The organism is Aquirufa sp. HETE-40SA (genome assembly GCF_054558635.1).
In genome coordinates this window covers 709,712-726,688 of the sequence record NZ_JBPXKN010000001.1, presented here as the reverse complement: position 1 = coordinate 726,688, position 16,977 = coordinate 709,712, and the positions used below count along the sequence as shown (strand labels likewise).

Genomic DNA, 16,977 nt, shown 5'->3' with positions numbered 1-16,977 from the left:
TAATTCGATAAACGTTAAGGGCTTGCAATTATTTTGCTGAGCTTATTTGGAATATTTCTAGCTTGCTTCTGTCCCTAAGCTTAGGTAATTTTAACTCTAATTCTGTAACCATGAAAAAAATTATACACTTGTTGTCGTTGGCCGTTTTGGCTTCTTGTGGATCTAACTCGGAAGTGAGCATTCCTACTGAGAATTTAAATGAAGTATTGACCTGTATAGATGCCAAAGGCTTAGTCTCTAAATATGGTTCTAAGTCTGTCATTCTGGATACAGCCATTATCTCGGGAGATGATACGTTGAAAGGAGCGATCATTTTTCCAGGTACGCCTAAGCAAGCGAACGTATTCTTTCACGAGGGTAAAATTTCTGATGTGAGTATTCAAGGGGAGAGTTCTTCCTGGAAAACGGCTTCTGGCTTGTTTTTAGGATTGCCTTTACAGGAAGTGGAGAAATTGAATTCAAAAAATTTTACGATCTCTGGTTTTGGTTGGGCACACGGTGGCTCGGTAGTATCCTGGGAAGGAGGTAAATTAGCTGGAGACAGCACGTTAACTCATTTGGTTTCCTTCCGCAACAAACGCCAAAACATTTCTGTAGAAGAATTTACTAAAGTATCGGGTGAAGCGGAATTCGATGTGCGCCATCCTTTCATTCAGCAAATGAATCCCGTATTAGAACAAATAACGATTTTGAAGCCCTACATTCCATCTAAAGAAGAGGGGAAGGGAATCGCTAAGAAGATTGAATCTAGTCAAATACCCGTTCGTTAAGCTAGTTTGGGATTATTCTTGTGGCGGTCAGCATCACGCTCCGTCTTCTTTAAGAGGTTCTGTTTCAGAGCCTCTTCTAAGTTAACGCCTGTTTGGTTAGCCAGACAGATCAGCACGAAAAGGACATCAGCCATCTCATCTCCTAAGTCTTTATTCTTATCGGATTCTTTCTCTGATTGTTCTCCATAGCGACGCGCGATGATGCGAGCGACTTCTCCTACCTCTTCGGTAAGCATGGCCATATTGGTTAATTCACTAAAATAGCGAACGCCTACGGTCTTAATCCATTCGTCTACTTGCTGTTGTGCGTTTGAAATCGTCATAATTAGGGGTTTTTAGAGTCGAGGATGATGGTGACTGGCCCGTCGTTTGTTAAATTAATTTGCATATCAGCACCGAAGACGCCAGTTTGGATCTTTTTACCAAGTTTATCTGATAAAGTCGAGATCATCAGTTCATAGAGAGGAATCGCCTCTTCTGGTCTGGCCGCATCAAGAAAACTGGGTCGATTTCCCTTGCGAGTCGCCGCCTGAAGGGTAAACTGGCTCACTAATAAGAGCTCGCCTTGAATGGCTTTTAAATCCAAATTCATTTTGCCTTCCTCATCAGAGAAAATGCGTAATCCAGCTATTTTGCCCGCTAAATATGCCACATCTTCTGGCGTGTCATCCACGTGAATGCCTAGAAGTACCACAAATCCCTGCTGAATGGAGGCCTGCATTGCACTATCGATATGCAAGGTGGCTTGACTTACGCGTTGAATAACGGCAATCATATTTACAAGAGTAGGTAGACGATCAAGAAATAAACTCCATAGCCTAGGATGTCGTTCGTCGTGGTGATGAAAGGGCCACTTGCCACCGCTGGATTAATCTTCATTTGATTTAAAACCAATGGGGTGATGGTCCCCATTAAACTAGCTAACATAACCACCGCGAAAAGCGAGATGGAAACGGTCATGGATAACATGATTTGGCCTGAATCTACTAATAAAGAACATCCAAAAGCGAATATCGCTGCGATTAATGCGTTGATTAAAGCAACTAATAACACTTTCTGGAGACGTTTCCACAAGGTGGTATCTAAACCGCTTTTATCTGCTAAAGACTGCACAATTAAGGAAGAAGACTGTATTCCTACATTTCCACCGGTCGAACCGATCAAGGGAATGAAGGCAGAAATGGCAGGTAAAAGAGAGATGGTGTCGTCGAAACGATCGATGATTTTAGCTGCCAAAAAACTACCCACCATACCACCAATCAACCAAGGCAGGCGTGAACGCACTAATAACCAAACAGAGTCATCTTCTTCCACGTCTTCCGAGATACCGGCCATGACCTGAATATCTTCTTGTGCGGATTCTGTGATGAAATCAACCACGTCATCGATGGTGATTCGGCCTAAAAGACGTCCCTGAATATTGACTACCGGTATTGCTTCTAAGTCGTATTTCTGCATTAAATCGGCTACTTCTTCACCAGAAGCGTAAGTCTGAACCGAAACAATTTCATCCGCATCGTAGACGTCTGCGATTTTAGAACCGCGCTTCGCTAAGATGATTTTCTTTAAAGAAACGGTACCTAATAAAAGTCCGTCGTCATCAATGACGTAAACGGAATATACTTTTTCCACTTCCTCTGCCTGCTTGCGGATTTCCTCCACACATTCGGTTACGGTTTGGGAAATATTAATCTTGATTAACTCTTTCTGCATTAAACCACCAGCGCAGTCTTCATCGTAATGCATTAAGTCTATGATGAAACGAGCTTGCTCGCGGTCTTTTAAAAGCGCGATTACTTCCTCACGTACTTTAACCGGTTGCTCATTTAGAATATCTACTGCATCATCGGAATCAATGACGTTGATATATTGGGCGATTTCCTTGGAAGTAAAATTCTTTAAGAATTTTTTGCGGTCATCTGCATCTAGGGTAGAAATGATTTCAGCCGCTAGTTTAGTATCGATTAACAGAACCAGGTATTTCGCCTCTTCTGTGGTCAATTCAATTAAAATACTGGTAATATCAGCTGGAAATAATTCATCTAGCTTCAATAAAATCTCCTCATTCGCCTGATTTTCGATCATCAAACGGATGTCCTCTATGAACTCTTTCGTTAGTTCAAACGGAAGGTGTTGTGGGTTGACTACTTCCATGTGTTGAGGTGATTTAAAAATTTAACAGCGCAAATTACGAAAATTAGATCGATTAAGCGCCCTGGTAACCATTATCTTTCCATAAAATCGTTAACTCGGTGAACTCGGCTACGCCTAGTTGTTCAGCACGTTTACTCAGTAAAGGATGTTCAGGTAATTGCAAGGCTCTGAGGGCATTACGCAAAGTCTTGCGACGTTGGTTAAAGGCCATCTTTACTAAAGACTTGAATTTTGCTGGATCGCATTCTAGTTTTTTGTCCCAGTTTCGAACGAGGCGAATGACGCCGGAGTTGACTTTGGGAGGAGGGGTAAATACCTCCGGTCCTAGGCTGAACAAGTATTCGATATCGTAGAATGCCTGCAAGAGAACACTCAAAATGCCGTAATCTTTATTGCCTGGTTTTGCCGCAAGACGAACTGCTACTTCTTTTTGGAGCATTCCCACTACTTCGATGCATTGGTCTTTGTATTCCAAAATTCGGAAGAAGATCTGTGTCGAAATGAAATAGGGGAAGTTGCCCACGATGGCAAATTTCTCTTCGCCAAAAATATTCTCCAGCGGATAACGGAGGAAATCTCCATCGATTAAGCGCGGCCCCGTAAACTCCAGGTAGTTTTTACGTAAATAGTCGACAGACTCTTTATCGATTTCGATGAGGGAGGTTTCGTATTCGTTTTTTTTGACCAAAAACTGTGTCAACACTCCCATTCCCGGCCCAATCTCCAACACTTTCGTATAGGCTCCAGCCGGCTGCAAGCCATCTACGATGCGCTTTGCCGCGTCTAAATCATTTAAAAAATGTTGTCCTAAACTCTTTTTTGCTCTTACTTGCACCGGGTCTCTGGGGTTTAAGGAGTAAAATTAAGCCCTTTTTTGTACATTTAAGCAAAATTTTCGATTAAAGGCATGGAGGACAAGCAGGCCCTGATTAAAACATTGGATTCCCTGAAGCTTTTTGGCATCGTTATGGCGCTCGATGGTACCATCTCGCATGCGAATGCCTATACGCATCAATTGCTAGGCTATAAGCCGGGGGAATTAAATGGAATGGACTTCTTTAGCACCCTTGTTCCTGATGGCGAAAGTGAAATACGAAGAACCTCTTTTGATAAAGCGATTCAGACCGGTGGTCTATTCGAAGAACGCGAACGAAATTACAAAACGAAATCAGGTGCTATCAAATGGGTAGAAGTCGCTTCTACCGTGGTGAGCGATAATTTTCTGAGTATCATAGGGGAGGATGTCAGCGAGAAGAAGAAAGTATCAGAAGCGCTGACGCGCTCGAATGCCCAATTACAAGATTTAATTAATAATACGACTGACTTAATTCAAATTACGGGGGTGACTGGTCGTTTCCTGTTTGTAAACCGTGCCTGGTTAGAAACCATGGGATACACGGAGGAGGAAGTAAAGGACTTGAAAATTCAGGATGTGCTGCATCCAGAGTTTGCGCATTTGACGCAGGCTCAATTTGATACGCTAGCGAAAGGGGAGGAAATACCAGAATTTACAGCCGTTTTCAAACGTAAAGACGGACGCCGTTTGTATGTTTCAGGCTCCGTGACTTGCCGATTCGAACGGGGTCTGCCTACTGCTTATCGTTGTATTCTTCACAATTCGACGGCAAAGGTCCGTGCGGAGCGTGCGAATAAATTGTTCTCTTCTATCTCTCAGGTAGCCATCAATTCCTCGAATCTGGATGATTTGTTTGTGAACATTCACAAGCAATTAGGCGAGGTGATCGACGTGAAGAACTTCTTTATCGCGCAATACGATCCAGGGAAGAGTTATATCTATTTCCCTTACTACATCGATGAATACTTTAACTCCCGGGTGCACTTTACGAAGCGACGCTTAGGGAATGGCTTGACCGAATATGCGTTGATGGCGAATAAGCCGCTGATTTTGCACGATGATGAGATTCATCAGTTAGCGGCAGAGAAGAAGATTTACCTATATGGGGTGGTTCCCAAAGTAATGCTCTGTGTTCCCCTCCGGATTGGGGATCGGGTGACAGGAATCATTGGTGTGAAGTCTTATGAGCGGGCGAATAAATACGAGAACCGAGATTTAGAGTTATTGGATTTTATTTCGGGGCAAGTGGCGATTGCGATTTCGAGGAAGCAGGCGGAAGAGGCTTTGGCCAGAGAAACGGCACGATTAAATTCCATCTTCGAAAGTTCGTCTCACCTCATGTGGTCAGTGAACAAGCGTTTGATGCTCATGAGCTTTAATCATGATTATGCGGACTTATTACAGCAGGAATTGGGGATTACGCCTCAATTGAATTTCAGTTCGGAGACGATGGGTTTCAAGATGATGGCGCCGGAGGAACGCAAGGTAATGGAGGAGCATTATAAGCAGGCGTTCAGAGGTACGAAGCAGCACTTTGAGCTGTGTTTGAAAAAGAAAGATGGGACGGATCGCTGGTTAGAGATTTATTTGAATCCCATTTTAGACCAGGGGATCATCTCGGAAGTTTCTGGTATCGCTCGGGATATCACGGATATTAAGAAGTATCAAACTGAACTGGTGGAAGCCCGCGAACAGGCGGAGCACTCGTTGAAAGTGAAGGAACAGTTTTTGGCGAATATGTCGCATGAAATCCGGACGCCTATGAACGGGGTGATTGGGATGGTGGACTTGCTTTGTGATACACCGCTGGAGGAAGAACAAAGAGATTATTTACAAACGATACGTAAGTCGTCGGAGACGCTATTGCATATTTTGAATGACATTTTGGATTTGGCCAAAATCGAAGCCGGCAAGATGGTCTTACATCCTACCGATATTCTGCTAGAGGATGTTTTCGATCGCTTGATGGCTTTATTTACTCCATTAGCGCATCAGAAAGGGAATAAAGTCTCGTATAAACTAGATGATAAAGTGCCCGCTTATGTGAAGGCTGATGAGACGCGCTTATTGCAGATTCTATCCAATTTAACTTCGAATGCGCTGAAGTTTACGGAGAATGGTTCCGTTAAGATCTCGGTGAAACCTATTTCAGTTTCTTCCGATGCGACAGAATTAGAAGTGCGCGTGACTGATACAGGGATTGGAATCAGTCCTACGAATTTAGAAAAGCTCTTCAACGCGTTCCAACAAATAGATAATTCTACCTCGAAAAACTACGGAGGAACCGGATTAGGTCTAGCGATTTCACGGGAGTTCTGTAAGTTTATGGACGGTGATATCGGGGTGGAGTCAGTGGAGGGAAAGGGAAGTACGTTCTGGTTTACGATTAAACTCGCGATAGGGGATTCTTCTCTAGCGGCCAAAACGAAGAAAGACGAGAATCTTTCCATTTCAGGGACTTTGCATTCCGTACATGCGCGTGTCTTGTTAGTGGACGATAATGCCACGAATCGCAAGGTAGCAAGTCAGATTTTGATGAAGGCGGGTTGTGAGGTTTTGATGGCCTCCAGTGGCCAGGAAGCCATTGATATTTTGCAAAAAGACTCGAATTTCGATTTAGTGTTGATGGATATCCAAATGCCAGAAATGGATGGAATGGAAACTACACGTCGCCTGAAATCATTGAATCTAGCCGCTTTGCCACCTATCGTGGCGATGACGGCCTATGCGATGAAAGAAGATCGAGAGCGCTTCTTGGCGGCTGGAATGGACGATTATTTAGCCAAACCGATTCGGGCGCAGCAAATCATTCAGATGGTTTCGCGCTGGGTGTCTGAGGGTCACGCTATTACCGAAGTTTTCGTCAATAACGCTGAATTTGTGGTGGACGAAGAGGTTTTAGCCTCGCTTTCGGACGCGGTGGGCGGAGATCCTGCCTTTGTCCAAAGTATGTTAGAAGAATTTATCGCGGAGGCCAAAGAACAGATTGCGGCTGCTATCTCTGCTCATGCTGAGTCGAATTGTAAAGGAGTTCAATCCGAACTACATACCTTAAAGGGAAATTCCGGAACTTTAGGTGCGGCTCAAGTGCATTCGATTTGTGAAAAGATGGAGTTGAAAGCCAAAGTCTGTGATTTCACGCATTTCGCCACCGAGATAGTCGATCTGCAAATTGCATTAAAGAATTTTGAAGATGCGATAAAAGCCAAATTCGCCTAATATGCGCCATTTTGGCGTGTTTTCCTTTTTCGTTTCGCGAAATGTAGTGCCATTTTTTCCGAATTTATCGATTGGGTATTCATTTGCTAGGTAGGGGAAAAACCTAGCCGATATGAACCCCAATAATTACACATCACAAGCTGGAATTATTATTCAAAACGCGATGGAATTCGCGAGCCAGAATGGCCAGCAAGCCATTGAAACGGGGCACCTTTTGCAAGCCATCTTGCAAGACGACACCCAAACATCCGCCTTTCTTTTAAAGAAGAATGGCGTGTCTGTTCTACAAATTCAAGAGAAATTACAATCAATCCTTTCTTCTTACCCGAAAGTATCAGGCGCTCAGCCTTATGCGAGCAATGGCTTGCAGCAAGTTTTGACGAAAGCGGAGGCTTTGAAAACTGAATTTGGCGATTCGTATGTCAGTGTAGAGATTCTATTTCTCGCTTTAATCGAATCCAAAGATGCTGTCGCAGACCTATTGAAGTCGCTAGGCATCAACAATACAAATTTTAAGAAATCCATCACAGAATTAAGAGGAAATAGAAAAGTGAACGATCCACATGCAGAAGGTACTTACCAGTCTTTGGAAAAATACGGTAAGAATTTAAATGAATTAGCGAAAGCCGGAAAAATTGATCCCGTCATCGGACGTGACGAAGAAATTCGCCGGGTCTTGCAGATTTTATCCCGCAGAACGAAAAACAATCCCATTCTTCTAGGAGAACCTGGCGTAGGTAAAACCGCCATTGTGGAAGGTCTAGCCCAACGTATCGTCTCTGGTGACGTACCCGAAAACTTGAAATCCAAAATCGTGATGTCACTCGATATGGGACTTTTAGTGGCGGGAGCGAAGTACAAGGGGGAATTTGAAGAGCGTTTAAAAGCGGTGATCAAAGAAGTAACAGATTCCGACGGGGAAATCGTCTTATTCATTGATGAAATCCACACCTTGATAGGTGCTGGCGGCGGAGGCGAAGGGGCGATGGACGCAGCGAACTTATTAAAACCTGCTTTGTCGCGTGGTGAACTGCATGCGATCGGTGCCACGACTTTGAAAGAGTACCAAAAGTACATCGAGAAAGACAAAGCCCTCGAGCGTCGTTTTCAATCCGTTTTAGTGGAAGAGCCAGATGTCGCTGATGCGATTTCCATTCTTCGCGGGATCAAGGATAAATACGAGTTGCACCACGGGGTTCGAATCCAAGATGACGCGGTGATCGCGGCGGTGGAATTATCGAACCGCTATATCTCTGATCGTTTCTTGCCTGACAAGGCGATCGATTTAATGGATGAAGCAGCTGCCAAAATGCGACTTGAAATCGACTCTGTTCCAGAAGAAATCGATGACATTCAGCGCAAGATTATGCAATTAGAGATCGAGCGTGAGGCCATTCGTCGCGAGAATAACAAGGAAAAAGAAACGATATTATCACGCGATTTAGCGGATTTGTCAGAGAAAAGAGATGCGTTGAAGGCCAAATGGCAAGCAGAGAAATCCGTGCTCGATGCGGTCCGCGCCGAAAAAGAGACGATCGATCGTTTAAAACTAGAAGCCGAACAAGCCGAGCGTCAAGGCGATTACGGAAAGGTAGCTGAGATTCGCTACGGTCGTTTAGTCGAGTCAGAACAGAAGTTAAAAGATATGCAAGCTTCTTCCTCAGGAGAAAATTCGATGTTGCAGGAGGAAGTTACGGCCGAAAACGTAGCAGAGGTGGTGGCGAAATGGACTGGAATTCCCGTGAGCCGTATGTTGCAAACGGAGGTGGAGAAGTTATTGCATTTGGAAGATGAACTGCACAAACGGGTAGCAGGTCAAGATCAAGCGATCGAAATGGTTTCGGATGCGGTTCGCCGCTCTCGTGCGGGATTGCAAGATCCGAAGCGTCCCATTGGTTCGTTCATCTTCTTGGGTACGACGGGTGTGGGGAAGACGGAATTAGCCAAAACTTTGGCATCCTACCTATTCAACGACGAAAACGCGATGATCCGCATCGACATGTCTGAATACCAGGAACGCCATGCGGTAAGCCGCTTAGTGGGAGCGCCTCCGGGATACGTGGGCTACGATGAGGGCGGACAGTTAACGGAAGCAGTGCGTCGCAAACCTTACTCGGTCGTGTTGTTGGATGAGATCGAAAAGGCGCATCCAGATGTTTGGAACATCTTATTGCAGGTATTAGATGAAGGCCGATTAACGGATAACAAGGGTCGCACGGCGAACTTCAAGAACACGATCATCATTATGACCTCGAACATCGGCAGCCACTTGATTCAAGAGAAAATGGCGCAGATGGAAGGTTGGAATAATGCGATTGTATTGGAGGAGACCAAAGAAGAAGTAATGACTTTACTGAAACAAGTAGTCCGTCCAGAATTCTTGAACCGTGTCGATGAAGTCGTGTTGTTCGAACCATTGACTTTAGATCATGCCCGCAAAATTTTAGCGATCCAGTTCAAAGAAGTGCAGAAGCGTTTAGCGGAACAAAACATTACGCTGGAAGCTTCTGAAGAAGCCTTGAATAAACTCGCTACGGATGGATATGACCCGAATTATGGTGGTCGTCCGATGAAGCGCGTACTTCAAAAAGCGGTTCTGAATGAATTGTCAAAGGCTATTCTGTCAGGAAAAATCGTGAAAGATTCAGCGGTGATGATGGAGTTGGATGGTAAGGGGGAGCTTATATTTGAAAATGTGGAGGTGGAAATTTAAGAGTAGAGAGAGGAGATAGTAGATAATAGATAGGAGAGTAGAGATAATTTACATATTTTATCTCTACTCTCTGCTCTATAATCTCTAATCTAAAACCAATCTCTACTCTCTTATCTATACTCTATTCTGAAGGCAAACCATCCTCGTAAACCGATAAATCGCCTGCGTTCCCACACTCGTACTCCTCGAGTCTGTGGTAGCTGGAAATGGACCACCGTGGACCATTGCGCCAGAAACTTCCACACCTGTAGGGAAACCGTTGAATAATAGGCGGCCTACTTTTTGTAACAGCGTATCGATTAATTCGTCTGAAATTTCGTTTTTGGTTCCGTGAATGGTTCCCGTTAATTGTCCGTCCATTGACTCAATAAACGTCAACATTTCTGCTTCATCTTCTACTAAAATTGCGACTGTGCAAGGTCCAAAAACTTCTTCCAAAATCTGGTGATTTGCAGTAGCAGCCTCAGCCACAAATAGGGCAGGAGAAGGTAGCTCGTGCGAGGTTAATTGTTTTGCGTGTTTTGCAAGGTTAGTAACGCCGGAAGTGTAAGCAGATGCGATTCCGGGCGTTAAAAAAGTACCCAGAGGTAATTTATCTAATTCCGCGGCAAGCAAATCGAGGATGGCCGCGTCTTTTTTCTGTAAAATTAGCAGGCCAGGATTGGTACAAAATTGACCTACACCTAGGCAAACAGAACCGGCAAGTCCCGCTGCGAGAGCGGAAGGATTTTCGGCGATTTTGTTCGATAATAAAATAACGGGATTCACGCTGCCCATTTCCGCATAAACGGGTATCGGATGAGGTCTACGAACGGCTAAGTCATACAAGGCTTTTCCACCTCGGTATGATCCTGTGAAACCAACTGCCTGAATAGCTGGGTGTTGCACTAAATGGGATCCTACCTCGTTCGAAGAACCGTGAATCAAAGCGAAAACGCCTGCGGGTAAACCGCAGGAAGCGACCGCTTTTGAAATAGCTGAACCGACTAACTCCCCCGTTTTAGGATGAGCAGGGTGTGCCTTGAAAACGACAGGACATCCGGCAGCCAGGGCAGAAATCGTATCTCCACCTGCTACAGAAAAGGCTAATGGAAAGTTGCTAGCCCCAAAAACGGCCACTGGACCTAGCGGGATTTGGGTTTGAAATAAATCTGGTTTAGGTAAAGGTGCACGGTCCGGTTGAGCGGGATCGTGGATTTCTTTTTTCCAAGCAGGATTAGAGATGAAGTCTGCGAAGGCTTGAATTTGGCCCGTTGTGCGACCTCTTTCTCCCGTAATACGCGCTTCTGGGAGGTTAGATTCTGCGCAGGCGCTTTGGATTAAATCATCACCTATCGCCATTATTTCGCGGGATATGGCTTCTAAGAAGGCAGCACGCTTAACATCCGAAATGCGGCGATAAATAGGAAATGCGGCTTTTGCAGCTGCTATGGCTGAGTCGATTTCTGCCATCGAGGCGTCTTTATAATTCATTAGGCGACGGTTTGAATAAGGGTTCCAATAGGTTCAATCGTGATGTGGATGCTATCCCCGGATTGCAAGGTAAACGGCGGATCCGGGACGATGCAAGTGCCCGTCATCAAATAGACGCCTGATGGGAAGGACATTTCGCGGGTTAAATAATCGATTAATTCGGCGTGTGAGCGCTTCATTTGGGAGATTTCGGTGTCGCCTTGGAAAACGCTTTCGCCGTTTCGGATGATTTCCATCGCGATGATGGTAGTGGGTTCCAACGGTTTTTCAGTCACTAACAAGCAAGGTCCTAGGCCGGCGGCGGCGTCATAGACTTTGGCCTGCGGTAAATACAAGGGATTTTCTCCCTCAATATCTCTTGAACTCATATCGTTACCGATGCTGTAGCCCGCTAATTCTCCGTGTTTATTGACAAAAAGTGTCAATTCTGGTTCTGGCACATTCCAAAAAGAATCCTTCCGAATACGCACCTTTCCGCCCGGCCCTACGGACCGCAAGCGATTACCTTTATAGAATATTTCAGGCCTCTCGGCGTCATACACCTTGTCGTAAAAGGTATCTCCGCCAGATTCTTTAGACTCTTCCATTCGTGCGACTTTGCTGCGCAAATAAGTTACGCCAGCCGCCCAAATTTCTTGTGAATCGATAGGGCAGAGGGGTGTTTCGATTTTGGCCTCCTGAAAATTCAGGGAAACGCAATGCTGAAATAGCTGGGACTGGTTAATAAACTCATCCCAATTTCCTGGAACCGAGCAAACCAGCCCTTGCTGATCCTGCACCTGAATTCCAACTGAGGTTAAATTAATTTTATACGTTTTCATAGGTTGTCTAGTGAGGCATCAATCTCTGCTGCGTGGCGAGATGCATACGTCAATTCATAGGTACAAAGGTTATCAATTACCTGATTTACTATCGTAATCGGGTGTTTTTTGCAAATTTTCATCACTTCATTCATCTGGGCATAGCTGAACTGAATGCTACGGATTTTCATCGGCTCTTTCTCATAAATCTCCGCCTGTTCTAGCGCATCGACTGCTCCTTCTTTATAGGCTTGGATGAGTCCAGGTACGCCTAACAAAGTGCCGCCAAAATACCGAACGACCGCCACCAACACATAATGAAGATTTTGAGAGAGAATCGTATTCAAAATGGGTTTTCCCGCGCTTCCAGATGGTTCCCCATCATCATTTGATCTAGCTTCTTCAGGGGTAAATCCGAGTCGATAAGCATAACAAATGTGGCGTGCTTTCGGATGCGCTTCTTTCAAGGAAGCTAAATGGCTTTTGATTTCTTCCAAATCTTTCACCGGATATGCCCAACTGATGAATTTACTTCCTTTATCTTTGTAAAGTCCTTCAGCTGGTTTTGCGATCGTGAGATAGGAGTCGGGTATCAATGACATAAGGATAAATTTAGGCTAAGCGATGCACAATAACTATTATTTTCTGCGGATTTTATCAAGTCAATTACGTCAGATATTGATGTATGCGCGCTTAAAACAGTGTTTTTCGCAGGAGAAGGATGAATTAGTTTTAGGTTTTGAACGCCAAAACGGCGATGATTTCTACATCAAATGCTCCCTCGGTCCCCAGTTTTCTAGCTTACAATTCCCCGATTCATTCCATCGTGCCGGCCGAAATTCCATCGACCTGTTTTCTGATTTACTCTTAGCCGAAGTCCAAGAAGTGGAGATGTATGAAAATGAACGTGCCTTTGGGATTCATTTTCTAGGTAATTATGTACTCGTATTTAAGCTTTTTGGGAATCGGGCAAACTTGATTTTATACCGAGATGGAGAATATGATTCTCAATTCCAAAAACGACTAAAGAAAGACGATGAGCTTTCTCTAGATTCCATCTCGCGTTCCATCGACCAAAGTTTTGAAGCCTTCCAGACAGCAGATGGCGAGTATTTTCCACTATTTCCCACCTTGGGAAAAGAAGGGCAAGCTTGGCTTGCCGCGCGAGGATATGAAAATTTGAATCTGAATGATCGATGGGCTCTAGTGCAAAAGATGCTTCAAATCCTAGATGAAGGGACTTTTTACGTGGTTTCCACATCTAAAGGCATTGGTTTTACCTTGTTCCCGCCATCTTCCGCAACGCTATTCGAAACGACGGATCCCATTGCCGCTTTGAATCAATTCTATGTGTTGCATTATTCGGTAGGGGAGTTCACAAGGGAGAAAAGACAAATACAGGAGGGGTTAGAACGAAATTTAGCGAAATCTCAACTCTACCTACAAGAGCTGGTAAAACAAAAAGTGATAAGAGAGACCAATGTGCCATTCGAAGAAATAGGTAATATTTTGATGGCTTTTTTACATCTAGTTCCGGAGGGTGAAAGTAAGGTGGTTTTAGACGACTTTTACCGAAATCAACCCATCACGATTAAGTTAAATTCAACGCTGAGTCCTGCAGCTAATGCAGAGAATTATTACCGAAAGGGTAAGAATTTCTCCAAAGAACTGGCCCATTGGGAAGAAAATATTGCACGCAAGCAGCAGGAGATAGCTGAAATACAACAAAGAATCGCTTTGTTAGCATCCGTAAAAACTCGGAAAGGCTTGAAACCCTTTTTAGCCTTAGCGACAGATAAAAAATCCGCCGAAGAATTGCCATTTAAGCAGTTTGAGGTCGATGGTTGGGTAATTTGGGTAGGGAAAAATGCAAAGAATAACGACCTTCTTACACTGAAATACGCGAAGAAACAGGATATCTGGTTACATGCTCGCGACGTATCCGGTTCTCATGTGATTGTGCGTAACCCTCAAAATAGAACCGTGCCAGCCTTCGTCATCGAAAAGGCAGCAAGCCTAGCCGCTTATTTTTCTAAAAGACAGACCGAATCCCTTTGTCCCGTGATTGTTACCTCTAAAAAGTATGTGCGCAAAACGAAGGATTTATTGCCTGGAATGGTCATCGTAGACCGCGAGGAAGAGGTAGTTTTAGTAAAACCAGAGCTTTGGAATTAGTACAATTCCGATAAAAAGGTTAATTTAGTCAATTCAAGACCTTAAATTAACTTTAAAACTCTATGCAATCAAACGGTTTACAAACACTCGACTACCTAGTATTTCTATTTTATTTCGTGGTAGTAGCTGGTTACGGCTATTGGATTTACAACAAGAAAAAATCCGAATTATCCGACTCTAATGACTTCTTTTTAGCGGAAGGTTCGTTAACCTGGTGGGCGATTGGTGCGTCCTTAATCGCATCCAATATCTCAGCAGAGCAATTTATCGGCATGTCCGGCAATGGTTTTAGACTCGGTCTGGCCATCGCTACCTACGAATGGATGGCTGCAGCAACGCTCTTAATTGTGGCGATCTTCTTTATGCCGATCTATTTGAAGAATAAAATCTTCACGATGCCTCAATTCTTATCGCAACGATATTCACCTACAGTAAGTTTAATTATGGCTGTGTTCTGGTTAATGCTGTACATAGCAGTTAATTTGACCTCTATTTTGTATTTAGGAGCCCTAGCAATTACCACTATTTCAGGTATAGATTTTACGGTTTGTATGATTGGTATGTCTGTTTTCGCAGTGATTATTACGCTAGGTGGAATGAAAGTAATTGGATATACTGACGTAATTCAGGTCTTCTTCTTAATCTTAGGAGGTCTAGCAACTACTTATTTGGCACTCCAAATGGTATCAGACCACTTCGGTGGTGAAGGTGTGATGAATGGTATGAATCATTTATTAGCCAAAGCCCCAGAGCATTTCCACATGATATTAAACAAGGATAATGCCAATTACCCTTCTCTACCAGGTCTAACCGTGTTAATCGGGGGTATGTGGATTATCAACTTGAACTACTGGGGTTGTAACCAATACATCACGCAACGTGCTTTAGGGGCAGATTTGCCTACCGCGCGTAACGGTATCTTATTCGCAGCATTCTTGAAGATGTTAATGCCTATTATCGTGGTTTTACCTGGTATCGCAGCGTATTTATTGCACAAGGACGGCATGTTCCAGCAAGAAATGTTGAAAGATGGAGTTATCAACCAAGATAGTGCTTATCCTGTATTATTGAATTTGTTACCAGCTGGTTTAAAAGGTCTTTCCTTTGCGGCTTTAACCGCAGCTGTTGTAGCATCAATGGCGGGTAAGGCGAATTCAATCTCTACGATTTTTACGTTAGACATCTACAAGAAATACATCAATACGAATGCATCTGAAAAGCAATTAGTTTCTATTGGCCGAATAGCCGTAGTTGTTGCCATGGTATTAGCTATCGTGATTGCACCTTTAATGGGTATCGACAAAAAAGGTGGTTTTGAATTTATTCAAGAATATACTGGTTATGTTTCACCTGGTATTTTTGCCTTATTTACCTTAGGCTTCTTCTGGAAGAGAACTACGTCGAATGCGGCATTATTTGCGCTAATTGGAGGTGTTTCTTTCTCCATTTTAACGAAATACATTCCAACTTGGACTGGCGTCAATGACTCTATTTTCTATACGGCATTCCTTGATGGAGATGTGTACATGATTCCATTTATGGACCGCATGGGCTGGGTGTTTATCTTCTGTGTGGTTTCGATGGTGATTATTTCATTAGCGGATCCTAAAAGCAAGAACAATCCGAAAGGTTTGGAGATTGATGCCAAAATGTTCAAACTCGAGCCTTCTTTCATTTTAGGAACGGTCGTGGTGGTGATGGGATTGATTGCTCTTTACACGTATTTTTGGTAAAAATTACAGGCAAGGGTTTTAAAATTGTGCTGCGCAATAATTTTGTAAACCCTTGCCTGTAATTTTTCTGGAGACTTTTGGCTAAGCCGTAGGCGACTAAGCTGCGCGGCAGCGACTTTATCAACAAAACCATGAAAATCAAACTTCTGAAGAATAGATCGGATATAGGCGCCGGTACTAGAGGATCAGATATGGGCATCGATGCCCTTGAAATTGCTGCGATCAATGTAGATAACGATTTTTTTCATCGCCATCTTTTTGAAGATATTCCTACCCATAACGAAACTATCTACCAAAAGAATACCAATAGTTTTGCTAAACGAATAGACCATGTGTTACAACAGTGTGAACGCGTCTGTAACCACGTTTCTTCTACTTTAGAAAATGAGTATTTTCCTATCGTTTTATCTGGTGATCATTCTTCTGCATTGGGTGTAATTAGTGGAATAAAAAAAGCTTATCCACAGAAAAAGCTGGGAGTAGTTTGGATCGATGCTCATGCTGATTTACATTCTCCGTTTACTTCACCCTCAGGCAATATTCATGGTATGCCATTAGCAGCTTCCATGCAAATTGATAACAAAGCATGTGCGGTAAATGAGGTTTCGCATGCTACAGTCGAATCTTGGAACGAGTTGAAGAACATTGGATTATCCCAGCCTAAATTCTCGAGTGATCATTTAGTATTTTTTGGGCTACGGGATTTTGAATCAGCTGAGCAGTATATTATCGATCAAAATAGAATTCTGCATCACAAAGTAGAAGAAATACGCTCCTCGGGTCTAGCGAATTGTGTTGAAAAAGCCATCCAAAAACTGGACGAAGTAGACATGATATTTATATCTTTCGATGTGGATTCACTCGATTGTGATCAAATTTCGTATGGAACAGGGACTCCCGTAAAATCGGGTTTTAGTTCTGAAGAGGTACTTGCCATCATTGAATTATTTATCGCTACAAAGAAAGTAGTTTGTTTAGAAGTGGCTGAAATTAACCCCTTACTTGATAATAAAGGGAACAAGATGGCGGAAACTGCATTTGATGTTTTGGCCAAAATAGAGAAGCGAATAACGCAGTAGTCAGT

General features: G+C 43.5%; 13 protein-coding genes. 6 read left to right on the top strand and 7 right to left on the bottom strand.

The window, feature by feature from the left end:
* Positions 1-110 precede the first annotated feature (110 nt).
* A complete protein-coding gene (locus ACRZ9O_RS03335; RefSeq protein ID WP_459456344.1) occupies positions 111-770 on the top strand; it encodes a hypothetical protein in 660 nt (219 codons plus the stop codon).
* On the opposite strand, the gene ACRZ9O_RS03330 is transcribed toward ACRZ9O_RS03335, so the two are convergent.
* The 4 genes from ACRZ9O_RS03330 to rsmA are packed head-to-tail and all read right to left on the bottom strand — an operon-like array spanning position 767 to position 3,759.
* Positions 767-1,093: a nucleotide pyrophosphohydrolase gene (locus ACRZ9O_RS03330; protein WP_459456342.1), complete on the bottom strand. Its 327-nt coding sequence runs from the start codon at positions 1,091-1,093 to the stop codon at positions 767-769. The two genes, ACRZ9O_RS03335 and ACRZ9O_RS03330, sit on opposite strands and share 4 nt — an antisense overlap.
* 2 nt (positions 1,094-1,095) lie before the next feature.
* The gene (dtd, locus tag ACRZ9O_RS03325; RefSeq protein ID WP_459456341.1) at positions 1,096-1,545 is read right to left on the bottom strand and encodes a D-aminoacyl-tRNA deacylase; all 450 of its coding nucleotides are present in this window, start codon (positions 1,543-1,545) and stop codon (positions 1,096-1,098) included.
* Between the two features lie 2 nt (positions 1,546-1,547).
* Entirely contained in the window at positions 1,548-2,924 is a 1,377-nt protein-coding gene (mgtE, locus tag ACRZ9O_RS03320) for a magnesium transporter (RefSeq protein ID WP_459456339.1), read from the bottom strand.
* 52 nt (positions 2,925-2,976) lie between these two features.
* On the bottom strand, positions 2,977-3,759 hold the full coding sequence (gene rsmA / locus ACRZ9O_RS03315) for a 16S rRNA (adenine(1518)-N(6)/adenine(1519)-N(6))-dimethyltransferase RsmA (RefSeq protein WP_459456337.1): 783 nt from the start codon (positions 3,757-3,759) through the stop codon (positions 2,977-2,979).
* Positions 3,760-3,831: 72 nt separating this feature from the next.
* On the opposite strand from rsmA, the gene ACRZ9O_RS03310 reads away from it, so the two are divergent.
* Together ACRZ9O_RS03310 and clpB are read left to right on the top strand one after the other, a co-directional pair.
* A complete protein-coding gene (locus tag ACRZ9O_RS03310) occupies positions 3,832-6,999 on the top strand; it encodes a PAS domain S-box protein (protein WP_459456335.1) in 3,168 nt (1,055 codons plus the stop codon).
* Between the two features lie 112 nt (positions 7,000-7,111).
* Positions 7,112-9,712 (top strand): ATP-dependent chaperone ClpB, encoded by a 2,601-nt coding sequence (gene clpB / locus ACRZ9O_RS03305; RefSeq protein ID WP_459456333.1) that lies wholly within the window; start codon positions 7,112-7,114, stop codon positions 9,710-9,712.
* Between the two features lie 114 nt (positions 9,713-9,826).
* Here the strand turns inward: clpB and ACRZ9O_RS03300 are convergent, their stop codons facing one another.
* The 3 genes from ACRZ9O_RS03300 to ACRZ9O_RS03290 are packed head-to-tail and all read right to left on the bottom strand — an operon-like array spanning position 9,827 to position 12,587.
* Positions 9,827-11,185, bottom strand: coding sequence for an aldehyde dehydrogenase (NADP(+)) (locus ACRZ9O_RS03300; protein ID WP_459456331.1), 1,359 nt, complete (start codon positions 11,183-11,185; stop codon positions 9,827-9,829).
* Positions 11,185-12,006, bottom strand: a complete 822-nt coding sequence (locus ACRZ9O_RS03295) for a fumarylacetoacetate hydrolase family protein (RefSeq protein ID WP_459456329.1) — start codon at positions 12,004-12,006, stop codon at positions 11,185-11,187. The genes ACRZ9O_RS03300 and ACRZ9O_RS03295 overlap by 1 nt, the downstream gene beginning before the upstream one ends.
* A complete protein-coding gene (locus ACRZ9O_RS03290; protein ID WP_459456327.1) occupies positions 12,003-12,587 on the bottom strand; it encodes an IMPACT family protein in 585 nt (194 codons plus the stop codon). Before ACRZ9O_RS03290 ends, ACRZ9O_RS03295 begins: the two co-directional genes overlap by 4 nt.
* Before the next feature lie 22 nt (positions 12,588-12,609).
* Between ACRZ9O_RS03290 and ACRZ9O_RS03285 the strand changes: the two genes are divergently transcribed.
* From ACRZ9O_RS03285 to ACRZ9O_RS03275, 3 genes are all read left to right on the top strand, one after another.
* Entirely contained in the window at positions 12,610-14,160 is a 1,551-nt protein-coding gene (locus tag ACRZ9O_RS03285) for an NFACT RNA binding domain-containing protein (RefSeq protein WP_459456325.1), read from the top strand.
* A gap of 62 nt (positions 14,161-14,222) precedes the next feature.
* Positions 14,223-15,893 (top strand): sodium/sugar symporter, encoded by a 1,671-nt coding sequence (locus ACRZ9O_RS03280; protein WP_459456323.1) that lies wholly within the window; start codon positions 14,223-14,225, stop codon positions 15,891-15,893.
* Between the two features lie 131 nt (positions 15,894-16,024).
* The gene (locus ACRZ9O_RS03275) at positions 16,025-16,972 is read left to right on the top strand and encodes an arginase (protein WP_459456321.1); all 948 of its coding nucleotides are present in this window, start codon (positions 16,025-16,027) and stop codon (positions 16,970-16,972) included.
* Positions 16,973-16,977: the final 5 nt, after the last annotated feature.